A 12,890-nucleotide genomic window follows, 5' to 3' on the forward strand; every position below is an offset into this window, starting at 1 on the left:
GCGATCTGATCGAGGACGAGGCCGACGATCCGGTCGTAGGACTCCAGCGCGATCTGCTTGAGCCGGGCGAACACGCCCAGTCGTATCCACTCGTCGCGACGGTTGCGAATCGTGGTGGCCGAGCAGGTCATGTCGGCGATCGCCTGATACGAGCAGCCGAAGCGCAGGAGTTGCAGCATCTTGTCGAAGACGATCCGGTCGCTGATGCGTGGGCGGTGGCATCCCAGCGGATGGGTCGGCGCGTACGCCGATCGCTCAGGCAGCAGGGCGGCGAATTGGCTCCAGAGCGGTTCGGTCAGCCATGATGGCAGTACAGGCACAGGTCTCCCCAGTGATCACAGAGCGTCGCAACTCCATGATCGCCAAGACCTGTGCCTGCCTTGCTGCCGGGGTGCCGCCACCGCGCCTATCTGCGCGGCTTCTAAGCCGTCAAGCTCGGCTCTGCTGAGGTAGCGCCGGATGGCATCTCAGGCTTCGTCGTCAGGGAAGAAGGTGTCCGCGATCTGCACGAGCTGGTCGTCACTCAGCTGCGCGGGAACCCATCCACGAAGGCGTGCGTGATCAACGAATCGGTCATCGACGGGAACGTGGTACCGCTCGACGTAGTGGGCGAGGTCGGTGTGCCAGAACCACTCACCGTCGGTGAGGAGGTGAAGGCCGTCGATGAACTCGTTGGTGGGACTGAGGAAGTCGTAGACGGCTGATCCAGTAGCGGCGATCACGCTGCCGGCACGCAGGTATCGCACAAGCTCGTCCTCGTACGGGTCACCTTCGCTGCGCACGGTAGCGATCAGGGAGGGTCCGTCCGGATTCCCGTGCTTCAGTTCCCTGAACTCGCCGAGGAAGCGGTCTACGCGTGGGTTCTCGCTGGTCATCGCCAGGAGCGTAGTCGATCAGATGCCTGGCATCGGCGCTGTCAGCCGGCCACGCGCGCGGTACGTGGACGCTCCCGGCGACGGACAACGACCACCTCCCGATCGCCGCCCGCGTCGAACTCTGAGACCTACCCCGTCGGGGGCCTGTGCAGGGTGCGCATATCTATCGTGAAGGGGGCGTGGAGGTCGCGGATATTATTGCCCCTCGTGTCCATAAATACTGCACTCATCGAGTGGAGCTTCTCTGTCGTCGAACGGCGTGCGGATCAGCTGAGCAAGTACTTCTACGCCCACCTGTTTCACCACAACCCTGGCGTCCGTCACATGTTCCCGGAGCAGATGGACGAGCAGCAGGACCGGCTCTTCGCCGCCCTCACTGCGGCAGCCATGAACGCCGCCGACCCTGAAGCCCTCGTGGCGTACCTGCGCCCCCTCGGCTTCGACCACCGCAAGTTCGATACCCGTCCCGAGCACTACCCGGCCGTGGGCGCCAGCCTCATCGCGGCGCTGAAGATGTTTTCCGGCGACGCCTGGACGCAGGAGATCGAGGAGGCGTGGGTCGCGGCCTACGGCCTCATCTCGCAAGTGATGATCGCTGCGGCCGAAGAGGTCCCCGCGTCGACGCCCCGCTGGTGGGACGCGGAGGTCGTCCACCACGAGCTGCGCACCGGTGACATCGCGGTTCTCACGGTGCGCCCGCACCTTCCCTATCCCTTCGAGGCCGGTCAGCACGCCGCGCTGACCGTGCCCGAGGCGCCCCAGGTCTGGCGCCCGTACTCGATCGCCAACGCTCCGCGCATCGACGGCACCCTGGAATTCCATGTGCGCCGCATCGAGCGCGGCCGGCTGAGCACCGCACTGGTGGACCGGGTCCGCTCCGGAGGCAGCGTCCGTCTCGGCCCCGCGATCGGCAGCATGACCCTGCAGCCCGATTCCGGTCACGGTCTGCTGTGCGTGGCCGGGGGTACCGGCTGGGCGCCGGTGAAGGCGATCATCGAGGCGGTCGCGGCCCTGCCCCGGCCGGGCGAAGTGAGGCTCATCCTCGGCGCCCGCACCGAGCGCGAGGTCTACGACCTCGACGGCCTGGAGCGGCTGGCCAAGACGTATGACTGGCTGGACGTCACAGCGGCGCTGCCACCGGAGGGCGGGGAACCGGAGGAAGCCGACGCCGAACTGTTGCGACAGGTCGGTGAGTACGCCCGTAACCGACCTGGCCGCCAGGTCTACGTCAGCGGGCCCTCGGGCATGGTGCGCGCTGTCGAGAAGCAGCTCGGGGCGCTCGGCTTCGATCCTGACCACATACGCCGCGACGCCTACATCCACCAGCACAGCACCGACAGGCCCACGTCCCCGGCGGAGTGGTTCCTGAGCAAACGCGACATCCCATGGATTCACTCCCGGTAGACACGCGAGGGATGTCGCCGCTCACCCCGACTCGCGCCACCGGTTGGTGATCGGCAGCCGCCGGTCCTTGCCGAAGCCCTTCGAGGAGATCTTCGTGCCCCGTGGCGCAACATCGCCAGGTCGTCGATGCTGTCCGCGCCCGCGGCCATGCCCGCGACGATGCTGGTGATGCCCTTCTCGGCACCTGCGCCGCGGCCGCGTGGCGCTGCGCCTGCCGAAAACTCATCCGCGCTGGTGGGAGCCGGTGTGCATGGTGTAGGCGATGTCCACGGCGGTCGCTTGAGCCAGTACCCTCGCGTGGTTGTCGATCACCACGGCATGATGATCGACCATGCTGCTTCGACTGGCTTATCTGGGCATGGCGAACGCGTTCGCCCTGCTGCGGCTGCTACCGATGAGCGCTCGAGACAAGGACGCGGAGATCCTCGCCCTGCGCCATCAGATCACGGTCCTGGAACGCCAACTGGGCGAGAAGAGGGTGCGGTTCACCCTGAGCGATCGGGCATTCCTGGCGGCGCTACTGCACCGACTCCCGAGGGATGTGCTCCGCAGAGTGCGGCTGCTGGTATACCCGGACACACTACTGCGCCGGCATCGCGACCTTCTCGCACGCCGCCACGGCGCCGCCTCCCGACCCAAGCGCCCAGGACGACCGCGGACCGTGCACTCCATCCAGGCCCTGGTATTGCGCCTGGCGAACGAGAACCCCAGTTGGGGCTACAGGAGGGTGCATGGCGAGCTGCTCGTGCTGGGGGTGAAGGTGGCCGCGTCCACCGTCTGGGAGATCTTGAAGGAGGCCGGGATCGATCCCGCGCCCCAGCGCTCCTCCAGCACCTGGGCCGACTTCCTGCGCTCACAGGCAGACGCCCTGCTCGCATGCGACTTTTTCGACACGGTCACCCTGTCCGGGGCGCGGCTGTACGTCTTCGCCGTTATCGAGCACACCAACCGACGGATCCGGATCCTGGGCGCCACCGCGCACCCGACCGCCTCCTGGGTGGCGCAAGCCGCGAAGAATCTCGTCATGGGCCTCGAGGACGCCGGGTGCCGGGCCCGGTTCCTGATCCGGGACAGGGATGGCAAGTTCCCGGCCCTGTTCGACGCGATCCTCAAGGACGCGGGGATCGAGGCCGTGCTCAGCGCTGTCCGGACGCCGAGGATGAACTCGATCACGGAGCGCTGGATACAGACCTGCCGGCGCGAGCTCCTGGACCGCACCTTGATCTGGAACCAGCGCCATCTGCTGCATGCCCTGCGCGAGTTCGAGCAGTACTACAACTCCCACCGCCCACACCAGGGCATCGCGAACACTCGGCCGCTACGCCCCTTGCCCACACCGATTGCCAATCCGGACGAGACAGCCCGCCTCGACATACGCCGACACGAACGGCTCGGCGGCATCCTGAATGAGTACCAACATGCGGCGTGAGCAGCATGTTGGTGTTTCCGGCAAGCGCACCGTCGAGCCCGTGGACACCTCGATGCCCGCTAAACTCGTTGAGCCCGCACCCTGCAATCGTGTTGGCTAGGGGCACCGAACTGTCAGTACTGCAGGTGTCCGCTTGGCTGTAGCAGGGAGTTAAACGTGCAGGACATTGTTGTCGACCCCGTTGCCCACAATCGGGCAGCCTGGGACAAATATGTCCAAGAGGGCAACGAGTGGTCGAGGCCGGTGAGTGCTGAGGATGTCGAGCGCGCCCGCATGGGCGACTGGTCGATTGTTCTCATCGGGCGTGAGCCAGTCGACCGCTCCTGGCTGCCGACGGACCTGACCGGCAAGGACGTGTTGTGCCTGGCCTCCGGCGGTGGCCAGCAGGGTCCGATCCTCGCCGCCGCAGGGGCGCGGGTCACCGTATTCGACAACTCACCCCGTCAGCTCGGCCAGGACCAGATGGTGGCGGCGCGCGACGGACTCGAGCTGCGCAGCGTCCTAGGCGACATGCGCGACCTCAGCGCCTTCGGCGACGCAACGTTCGACGTCGTATTCCATCCGGTCTCTAACCTATTCGTACCAGACTTGGCACCGGTGTGGCGTGAGTGCTTCCGCATCCTGCGACCGGGCGGAACTCTGCTCGCGGGCTTCCTCAACCCTGATGTGTACTTGTTCGACCACGAGGCCCTCGACGAGCGCGGCGAGCTGATCGTCGTGCACAAGCTGCCCTACAGCGATGTCACGCAGTACTCCGCCGAGGAACGCGCCACGAAGTTCGGCGCCGATGCCGCTCTTGAATACAGCCACACCCTCACCGACCAGATCGGCGGGCAACTCGCCGCGGGGTTCGTCCTCACCGGCTTCGCAGAAGCACCGCACCAATCCAACGCATCCGCCCAATACATGTCGAACTATTTTGCGACGCTGGCGGTCAAGCCGGGCTGACCCAGCCGTGAGGCCGGCCGAGACGGCCGTGTCTCCGAATGGCCAAGTGGAGCGCTGTGCCAGCCCGACCCCCACTACTGAGTTTCGCCGCGTGATGTCGCTGGAGCGCGTGCCCTGACCTGCAGCGAAAGGCAACCGCAACGCGACATCACGCGAAGATCATCAGTAACTTCGCTGAGCCGGCAAGGACGGCTTGGACGTGACGTTTCCCCTCGGCTCTCTTCCTGTCGTAGAACGTCCGAGAGTTGGGGTCGCACTGGATGCTGGTGAGTGCGGAGGTGTAGAAAACGCGTTGCAGGCGACAGTGGTATCGCTGGGGCCGGTGGAGGTTGCCGCTGACTTTGCCGGAGTCGTGTGGTGCGGGGGCTACCCCGGCGAAGGCCGCGAGCCGATCGGGGGTGGGGAAGGCGTCCAGGCTGCCGCCGATGCCGGCGAGGAACTCGGCGCCGAGGGTCGCTCCGATGCCGGGCATCGACAGGATCACTTCGGCGAGTTCGTGCTCGCGAAACCGGCTCTCGATGAGTTTGTCGGTCTCGGCGATCTTCTCGTTGAGGGCCGTCACCTCCTTCACGAGGGTGTGCACCATCTTCGCGATGGCCTTCTCGCCCGCGACGGCGGTGTGCTGGCGCTCGGCGGCCTCGACCGCCTTCGCCGCGAGACCAGCGGCATTGTAGACCTTGCGGTTGCGAAGCCACGTCGTCAGTCGGCTGGTGCCCGCGCGGCGGATCGCGGCAGGAGTCTGGTATCCGCTCAGCAGCACCAGCGGTCCGACGGTGCCGCCGATGTCGAGCGCTCGTTCCAGGGCCGGGAACATGCTGGTCAGCAGCGAGCAGAGTCGGTTGATGGTGCGGGTGCGGTCGGCGACCAGGTCGACGCGGTGCTCGGTCAGCAACCGCAGCTCGATGGCCGCTTCGTCGCCGGGGCGGATCGGTTGCAGGTCGCGCCGCATTCTTGCCTGGTCGGTGATCACCCGCGCGTCCCGGGTGTCGGTCTTGCCCTGGCCGCGGTAGCTGTCGGTAGCCCTGTTGACCGCGATGCCGAGGATGTAGACGAGCTCTTGGCCGTGGTTGACCAGCAGGGCGATCAGCAAGGCGGGCTCGCCGCCGGTCATGTCCAAAGCCCAGGTGACCGCCTCGCCGTTGGCGAGGTCCAGGACGTCGCCGAGCAGCTGTGGCGGGGACGACCGGCTTCCGTGCAACAGCTGAACCCCTTCGGCACCACCCTGTTCACCACCGCCTCTCCCCCCGGCCGGCACGGACTTCACCGCGGGGCGCGGCCCGCTCACGGCGTACTCCCTGCGCAGCGGACACCGCCTGTGGCGTACTGGGGACCTCGGCAAAGGCCTGTCCCTGGTCCTCGCCGCCAGAGCCGGCCTCGTCCTGCTCGGCATCACTGGCGGCAGCCACCCCGGCCTGTACGGATACGCCCTCTCCGGCGGCAAGCGGGTCTGGAGTCTCCCCTACGAGGGCGACCCCCCGTCCGTGCCCTGGACGGCGGAGAGTTCGGGCAACAGCACCTGGGTCTCCAGCGGCACCGCACTGCTGTGTCTCAAGCAGGCGGATCCATGACGCCGAAGGGGGCTACAACTCCCAGCCCCCTTGCCCGGCGACTGAAGTCAGCGCGTCCAGACCACCGTTGGCGAGGCCCTGTAGGTCACTGTGCGAGAAGGGCCCAGTTCGTGTTGCGGGAGAAGTCTGTCGTCACGCGCACGGTTACTAAGGCGATCATTAGTAGGTAGACAGGTTCGCCTGCGATGATGGTCAACATGCGGGAGAACGACGGTCGGAAACTGGATCACGGGACGCTGGAGGCGTTGCGGATCCGGACCGTGCGGCAGATCGAGGAGGGTGGCATACCCCCCGACGAGGCCGCGCAGACGCTGGGGTTGGCGCGTTCGACTGTGTTCAAGTGGCTGGCTGCCTATCGCGAGGGCGGGGTGGACGCGCTGCGGGCCAAGCCGGTCCCCGGGCGTCCGGCGAAGCTGACCGGCGCCCAGCTGGGGCGGCTGTACCGGCTGATCGTGGGTAAGGATCCTCGCCAACTGCGCTTCGACTTTGACCTGTGGACCCGCGACCGGGTGCGGGAGCTGATCCGGCGGGACTTCGGGGTGACCCTGTCGGCGGTCAGCGTCGGTCGGCTCCTGCGCAAGCTGGGCCTGTCCCCGCAGCGTCCGCTGTGGCGGGCCTGGCAGCAGGACCCCGAGGCCGTGGAGCGCTGGAAGCGCGAGGAGTTCCCCGCCATCAAGGCCGAGGCGAAGAAGGCCGGGGCCGAGGTCTGGTTCGCCGACGAGGCCGGGATCCGCACCGACTACCACACTGGCACCACCTGGGCCCCGGTCGGGCAGACGCCGGTGGTGAAGACCACCGGTAAGCGCGCATCCGTGAACATGATCTCGGCGGTCACCGGCCGGGGCGCGCTGCGCTTCATGGTCGTCGAGGGCGGCGTCAACGCCGCCGTGTTCCTCACCTTCGCCAAGCGCCTGGTCGCCGACGCCGACCGCCCGGTCTTCCTGGTCCTGGACAACCATTCCATCCACAAGTCCAAGAAACTCAAGGCCTTCGCCGAGGAGAGCGGCGGCCGCCTGCGCCTGTTCTACCTCCCCGGATACAGCCCGGAGCTGAACCCGGACGAGTGGGTCTGGAAGTCGATCAAGCACGACAGCATCGGCAGCACCGCCCACGCCAACGCGGAAGACCTGAAAGGCAAGGCGCTGTCCGCGCTACGGCGACTGCAGAAGCTGCCCGCCCGAGTCACGGGCTTCTTCCGCGCACCCGACCTCGCCTACATCGGCTCCTGACACTGCCACTTGAGCGAACCAGGCCAACGGCGCTGTCTACCTACTAACGATCGTCTTAGCACTGAGACACGCTCCTATAGGGCTGCCCCCCGGCGGCGCTTCGGTGGCCCCCGCACATGGCCCACAGCCCGCTGAGGGGCCGTGCTCTTTAGAGGCGGAGCCGGGCAGGCCGACACCCGCTTTAGGAGTTCGATCGCGGCTGTCGGCGACCTGGGCAACCTCAAGGTCTCAGAGGGGGCGCTGTCCGGAAGCTTCGGGGCGGCTTTCGGGGCCTTTCGTGCTTACAGCAGTTGGACGCCGGGACGGCTGGCGTCGATGTAGCAGGACTGCGCGTCCCAGCCGGGCGCGTCGGGTCGGGTGACGAACTGAACGTTGTGCTGGGTGCTGGTCATGCCGGTGGGGGTGACGGTGTGACGGAAGTAGCCGCGGTAGCCCTGGGCGTACTTGACCCAGGGGTTCTTCATCCATCCGGTGACCGTCGCGGGGTCGCCCGGGCCGTCGCCAGTGGAGGTGATCGAGGTGCCGATGAACTGCGAGCCGACGATTGGGCTCGAGGCGTCCGGGATCCTGAGCAGCGCATCCGAAACCAGCGTCCAGTGCAGGTCACCGGCGAGGATCACCGGGCTCACACCGCGGTCGTAGTAGGCCTGGTAGATCCGGTTACGGGTCGGGCTGTTCTGCGCCACGCCACCCAGCTGCTGGCCGACCGCCATGACGTTCCATGTCGTGTCGTAGGAGCCGATCCCGTCGATCAGCCAGGCCTCCTGCTCGTCGCCGATCTTGGAGACCACCGGGTCGTTGTTGCCCTTGCGGTACTGCCGACCGTCCAGGACGTCGAACTGGACGAGGTTGCCGACCGCGAAGCGGCGGTAGACCTTCATGTCGGGACCGACCGGCGGCGCCATCCGGGTCGGGATGTTCTCCCACCAGGCCTTGTAGCCCGCGGCACGCCGCTCAAGCTCGAGCTTGCCGCGGTCCGCGGCCCCGGCGTAGTCGTTGGCGACCTCGTGGTCGTCCCACGTGACCACCCACGGGAAGGCCGCGTGGCTGGCCTGGAGGTTGGCGTCGAGCTTGTACAGCGCGTACCGCAGCCGGTACTCGTCGACCGAGTGGCAAGGGGCGCGGACCTCGGCCGCAACATCAATGCCCCGCGGGGTCGTGACCGGGATCTGGGTCTCGTAGATGTAGTCGCCGAGGTGGAAGACGACGTCGAGGTTCTCCCGCGCCAGATCGCGGTAGGCGGTGTAGTGGCCGTTGATCCAGTTCTGGCACGAGACGTGCGCGAAGTTGAACGACGACACCGTTGCACCGAGCGCCGGCAGCGTACGGGTCCGGCCGACCGGGCTCAGCTCCGAGCCGCAGCGGAACCGGTAGAAGTACCAGCGGTCGGGCCGCAGGCCACGGACGTCGACGTGGACCGAGTGGTTGTTCTCCGGAAGGGCGAAGATCTCACCCTCGGTCACGATGTGCTTGAAGGCCTCGTCATCGGCAACCTGCCAATGCACCGGAACCTTGCGCTGCGGCATCCCGGAGCCGACGGCCAGCGGCTCGGGGGCGAGCCTGGTCCACAGGATCACGGAGTCCGGCAACGGGTCACCCGAGGCGATTCCCAGGGAGAATGGGTAGGACCTGAAACTGCCGACACCCGAGGTGGAGGCAGCAAATGCCGGTGCCGCCTGGCCCAGCACGCCCGCGGCCGCTACCGAGGTCACAGCCGCGCCGGACATGATCAGAAAGCCACGGCGATTAGGGTGATCGGTCCCAGAACCCGACTCAAATCCAGACGCGGACACATGCTTGCGCTCATCACTCATGGGGCGATCTCTCTGCTGTTGTCTGAACAATGGAGCGTGGGGGGCACAAGCACGCTAGAGAGACCACACCACCGGGAGGACCGGCCGGAACGGGCCATCCGATGAACCGTCCGTAAACGTTGTCAACGGCCAAGTGCGTATGGGTTCTGGCCGACTTTGAGCGATCGATGCGAGTCAGAAGGTCACGGTTCGGGCGTTCTCGCCGGTAGCTTCATCCTTGATCGCGAACATGGCCACTGTCGGATTGAGGTCAGGAGCGTAAGCCGGGCCCGGAGGCTGCGTGGGGCGAGTCTCGGTGCAGCGGCGTGGTCGAGAGCGCCGGGTGCCTTCAGCCGAGCGTGTTACGGAGAACTCGTCATGTCCCGTCGCATCACCCTGTCCGTCGTCGGCATCGCCGTCCTGGCCGGAATCGGGGCCTTCGCTCTTGCCTATGCCGGAGACCAGGCACCTGGCCTGGCGCACAGCACCGCCCGTTACACCGCCCCACAGGACGGGCGGGTCGGCTCCTTCGTCTTCTCCACCGAGTTCACGGCATTCTCCGGCGTCAAGAGCCTGAAGGTGCTGGCCTGGCCGGAGAAGTCCGGCCCCGCCGCGGAGCAGCCGACCGTCAAGGAGATGGCCCAGGCAGAATCCGCCCGATGCAGGCCCGCCGGCGCGGACATCGTGCGGTGCATTACTCGGCCGCGGTGACCGCCGACGATGCCGCTTCGTCCCCGCGCGGTGCCTGGCATGTCGCCACTCTCGCCACCGCGGCGGACGGCACCACTGCCTTGGACACCAGGACAGTGGACTTCACCGTCGGCTGACCGGCCGAGCTCCCGGGAGGCAGAACGGCCTCAGGGCTGGCCGTTGGCGCCCTGGGCGGCCTGGGCGATGACGGCGGCCACGACGGCCGGGCGGGACACATAGACGGCGTGACTGCCCGGGGTCTCGGAGACGGTTGCCCCGGCCCGTTCGGACATGGCGCGCTGGGCAGGTGGCGGGATCATGCGGTCGTCCGTGGCGACCAGGTACCAGGCGGGTTTGGTCTGCCAGGCCGGCTCCGAAACGGCCCCTTCGAGGGCCTCGACACCCCAGGGGACCTGCGAGTCGGCCATGAACGCCGCCTGTTGCTCAGGCACGTCGGCGGCGAAGGCGGCCGCGAACCTGGCCCGGTCCAGGAACAGGAACCCGTCTTGGGGCGGCAGGATCGGCGGGACCGGCGCCCCGGGCGGCGGGTCGGCGATCAGGGTGCTGACCGACTCGCCCTTGTCCGGCGCGAACGCGGCGATGTAGGCAAGCGCCGCCACATTGGGGTGGTTGCCGGCCTCGGTGATGACGGCGCCGCCGTAGGAGTGGCCGACCAGCACCGCCGGGCCGTCGAGCGTGTCGAGGACCTGGCGGGTGGCGGCAATGTCACCGGCCAGCGACAGCGTCGGGTTCTGCACGACGGCCAGCTGGTATCCGTCCGCGCTCAGATGGTCGTAGACCCCCTGCCAGCCCGATCCGTCAACGAAGCCGCCGTGCACGAGAACGATGTTCTTGATGGGTGCCATGGTCACTCCTGACCTTGGAGGGACAGCGCCTTGACGTCTGTCCCAGTGTCGTAAGTCAAGCCGTGGCGGGGCAGTCGGACCACGCAGAACAGCACGCAGAAGTACCCGCCCACCCACCTCGCGCGAAAGCCTCCGGCACGGTCAACAGGAGGTTGCTGCCAGGGAGTTGCAGCGGTCACTCGCCTCCCTGTCCCCGATCGACTCAAAGACTCGTGCCGCCCGCAGGTAGGCCGTCTGGCTCTCGTCGGTACGGCCTGCGCCGGCCAGCAGGGCGGCCAGCGTTTCCAGTGCGGCCGCCTGGCGGAAGTCGGACATCTGGAGAGAGTCCAAGCCGTCGATGCCCTCGCGGAGCGTGGAGATCGCCTCCTCCCGGCGGCCGAGGTCCGCGAGGCAACGACCGATGCGCAGCAGAGCAACCGGCCGGCTGTGTGCGGCGATGCTCGGTGTCATCCCAGATTCCGGATCGTCCAGCAGAGCGAGATGTTCGAGACACTGCTCCAACGCCTCGCGGTAGCGTCCTTCGCCGAGCAGACAGTCGGCGATGTTGGCAAGGCACTGAACGTAGCAGTCGATGTCGCCGATGGCCTGGAACAGGTCCGCTGCCCGCAACGACGCGGCGACGGACTCCTTGAACCGGTCGAGCAGGCGCAGCGCCCAGGCGGTGTACGCGTGCGCCCAGGCGATCTGCGCGGTGGCGTCGGAGAGGGCGGCCAACTTCAGCGCCTCGGCGGCGTACCGCAGAACGGCATCCGGGTCGCTGGGCGGTACCCATTGAACCCAGGCCAGATAGTTCAGCTGGGTCGCCCAGGGCAGCGGCGACGTCCGCTCCCAGCGTGAAGATCTCCTGCCAGTACGGACTGTGCGCCCACCGTTCGGAGAACCAGTGCATCGACTCCGCGCAGTCCAGGACGATCGAGTGGCGGTCATCGGCCGCCGCGATACGCATCGCCCCCAGCCAGTTGTCCGCGTTCACCCGCAGCCACACGTCGGCCGCCTCCGCGGAGGGAAGCACGACGAGATCGGCGTCGGGCCGCTCGGGACGGCCATGGCCGGGCTCAAACCACCGCCCGCACAACGTGGCCATCCACAGCAGCCACGACACCGCCCTCTCCAACAGCACCTCCCGCGCGGCTGCGGCCTCCTCCGCATGAAGCCGGTCGCGGGCGAACAGGCGGACCAGGTCGTGGAAGCGATAACGGCCCGCGGCACCGTCGGAAAGGAGGCCGAGATCGACGAGGTCGTCGAGCGCCGCCCACGCGTCCTTGCTCGACACCCCGCCGACGACGGCCGCCAGAGCCGCGTCGAAGTCCTGGCCCGGCACCACAGCGAGCCGCCGGAACATTCGCCGCGCGGCATCGGAGAGGTGTTCGTACGACATCCCGAACGCGTTGGCGATCTTGAGGTCGCCGGCCGTGAACTGCTCCAGCCTGCGCTCCTCATCCGCCAGCCGGGCAGCCAGTTCAGCCGCGCCCCATCCGGGCCGGCTGACCAGCCGGTTCCCGATGATCCGCAGAGCCAGCGGCAGACCACCACACAGCTCAGCAAGGCGAGTGAGCGCCGACTCGCCATCAGATGCGGCGCGTTCACCCAGAATCCCGGTCAACAATGCCCTGGACTCCGGCAACGGCAGCGGCCCCAGGACGAGCCTGCGTACCCCCTCCAGCCCGGCCAGCAACCGCCGGGTGGTGATCAGCACCCGGCCCGTGCCGCCGCCCGGCAGCAGCGGGCGCACCTGCTCCTCCGACCCAGCGTTGTCGAGGACGATCAGTACACACTTGTCCCGCAGCAGGGCCCGATACAGGGAGGCACGGTCCTGGGTGCCGGCCGGGATCTGCTGGTCCGCGGCCCCGAGCGCACGCAGCAGCAGATGTAGCGCGTCATCGGCGGGCAGCGGACGTTGCGACATGCCGAACAGATCGACGAAGAGCACTCCGTCGGGAAAGCTCGGCCGCACCGTATGTGCCGCGCGGACGGCGAACGTGGTCTTGCCCAGGCCCGCATCCGCCGGGCCGCGACGGTGGAACGCTGGCACATCTGCTGGTCGGACACCTCGCTGACCACAGTCGTGACGCCTGACAGGTCACACAC

General features: G+C 67.6%; 12 protein-coding genes and 1 pseudogene. 6 read left to right on the forward strand and 7 right to left on the reverse strand.

The features are described 5' to 3' along the window. On the reverse strand, positions 1-320 hold a 320-nt coding region (locus ACFU8W_RS46530; protein ID WP_384051684.1), incomplete at its 3' end, for a transposase. A gap of 147 nt (positions 321-467) precedes the next feature. Continuing rightward, positions 468-875, reverse strand: a complete 408-nt coding sequence (locus ACFU8W_RS46535; protein ID WP_345509912.1) for a hypothetical protein — start codon at positions 873-875, stop codon at positions 468-470. A 207-nt stretch (positions 876-1,082) separates the two neighbouring features. On the opposite strand from ACFU8W_RS46535, the gene ACFU8W_RS46540 reads away from it, so the two are divergent. The 3 genes from ACFU8W_RS46540 to ACFU8W_RS46550 all read left to right on the forward strand — a co-directional run bounded on the left by ACFU8W_RS46540 (position 1,083) and on the right by ACFU8W_RS46550 (position 4,656). Continuing rightward, positions 1,083-2,279, forward strand: coding sequence for a globin domain-containing protein (locus tag ACFU8W_RS46540; RefSeq protein WP_384051688.1), 1,197 nt, complete (start codon positions 1,083-1,085; stop codon positions 2,277-2,279). 331 nt (positions 2,280-2,610) lie between these two features. Then, positions 2,611-3,708 (forward strand): integrase core domain-containing protein, encoded by a 1,098-nt coding sequence (locus ACFU8W_RS46545; RefSeq protein WP_384051691.1) that lies wholly within the window; start codon positions 2,611-2,613, stop codon positions 3,706-3,708. A gap of 156 nt (positions 3,709-3,864) precedes the next feature. Continuing rightward, entirely contained in the window at positions 3,865-4,656 is a 792-nt protein-coding gene (locus ACFU8W_RS46550) for a class I SAM-dependent methyltransferase (RefSeq protein ID WP_345509910.1), read from the forward strand. 148 nt (positions 4,657-4,804) lie between these two features. Here the strand turns inward: ACFU8W_RS46550 and ACFU8W_RS46555 are convergent, their stop codons facing one another. Next, a complete protein-coding gene (locus ACFU8W_RS46555; protein ID WP_384051694.1) occupies positions 4,805-5,854 on the reverse strand; it encodes an IS110 family transposase in 1,050 nt (349 codons plus the stop codon). A 567-nt stretch (positions 5,855-6,421) separates the two neighbouring features. Here ACFU8W_RS46555 and ACFU8W_RS46560 point away from each other — a divergent pair. Beyond that, positions 6,422-7,453 (forward strand): IS630 family transposase, encoded by a 1,032-nt coding sequence (locus ACFU8W_RS46560; RefSeq protein ID WP_384051697.1) that lies wholly within the window; start codon positions 6,422-6,424, stop codon positions 7,451-7,453. A 281-nt stretch (positions 7,454-7,734) separates the two neighbouring features. Here the strand turns inward: ACFU8W_RS46560 and ACFU8W_RS46565 are convergent, their stop codons facing one another. Then, entirely contained in the window at positions 7,735-9,180 is a 1,446-nt protein-coding gene (locus ACFU8W_RS46565; protein WP_384051700.1) for an alkaline phosphatase D family protein, read from the reverse strand. Between the two features lie 444 nt (positions 9,181-9,624). On the opposite strand from ACFU8W_RS46565, the gene ACFU8W_RS46570 reads away from it, so the two are divergent. Beyond that, positions 9,625-9,957 (forward strand): DUF5707 domain-containing protein, encoded by a 333-nt coding sequence (locus ACFU8W_RS46570; RefSeq protein WP_384051703.1) that lies wholly within the window; start codon positions 9,625-9,627, stop codon positions 9,955-9,957. A 146-nt stretch (positions 9,958-10,103) separates the two neighbouring features. Here the strand turns inward: ACFU8W_RS46570 and ACFU8W_RS46575 are convergent, their stop codons facing one another. Both ACFU8W_RS46575 and ACFU8W_RS46580 read right to left on the reverse strand, forming a co-directional pair. Further along, on the reverse strand, positions 10,104-10,802 hold the full coding sequence (locus ACFU8W_RS46575; protein ID WP_384051706.1) for an alpha/beta fold hydrolase: 699 nt from the start codon (positions 10,800-10,802) through the stop codon (positions 10,104-10,106). Positions 10,803-10,943: 141 nt separating this feature from the next. Next, positions 10,944-11,516: a tetratricopeptide repeat protein gene (locus ACFU8W_RS46580; RefSeq protein WP_345509904.1), complete on the reverse strand. Its 573-nt coding sequence runs from the start codon at positions 11,514-11,516 to the stop codon at positions 10,944-10,946. A 119-nt stretch (positions 11,517-11,635) separates the two neighbouring features. On the opposite strand from ACFU8W_RS46580, the gene ACFU8W_RS46585 reads away from it, so the two are divergent. After that, a complete protein-coding gene (locus ACFU8W_RS46585; RefSeq protein ID WP_384051774.1) occupies positions 11,636-11,953 on the forward strand; it encodes a hypothetical protein in 318 nt (105 codons plus the stop codon). Between the two features lie 392 nt (positions 11,954-12,345). On the opposite strand, the pseudogene ACFU8W_RS46590 reads toward ACFU8W_RS46585, so the two are convergent. Next, positions 12,346-12,834 (reverse strand): annotated as a pseudogene (locus ACFU8W_RS46590) (hypothetical protein); the annotation flags it as partial. Between the last annotated feature and the right edge of the window lie 56 nt (positions 12,835-12,890).

The sequence above is a fragment of the Streptomyces sp. NPDC057565 genome (assembly GCF_042801455.1).
Lineage (GTDB): Bacteria > Actinomycetota > Actinomycetes > Streptomycetales > Streptomycetaceae > Streptomyces > Streptomyces yanii.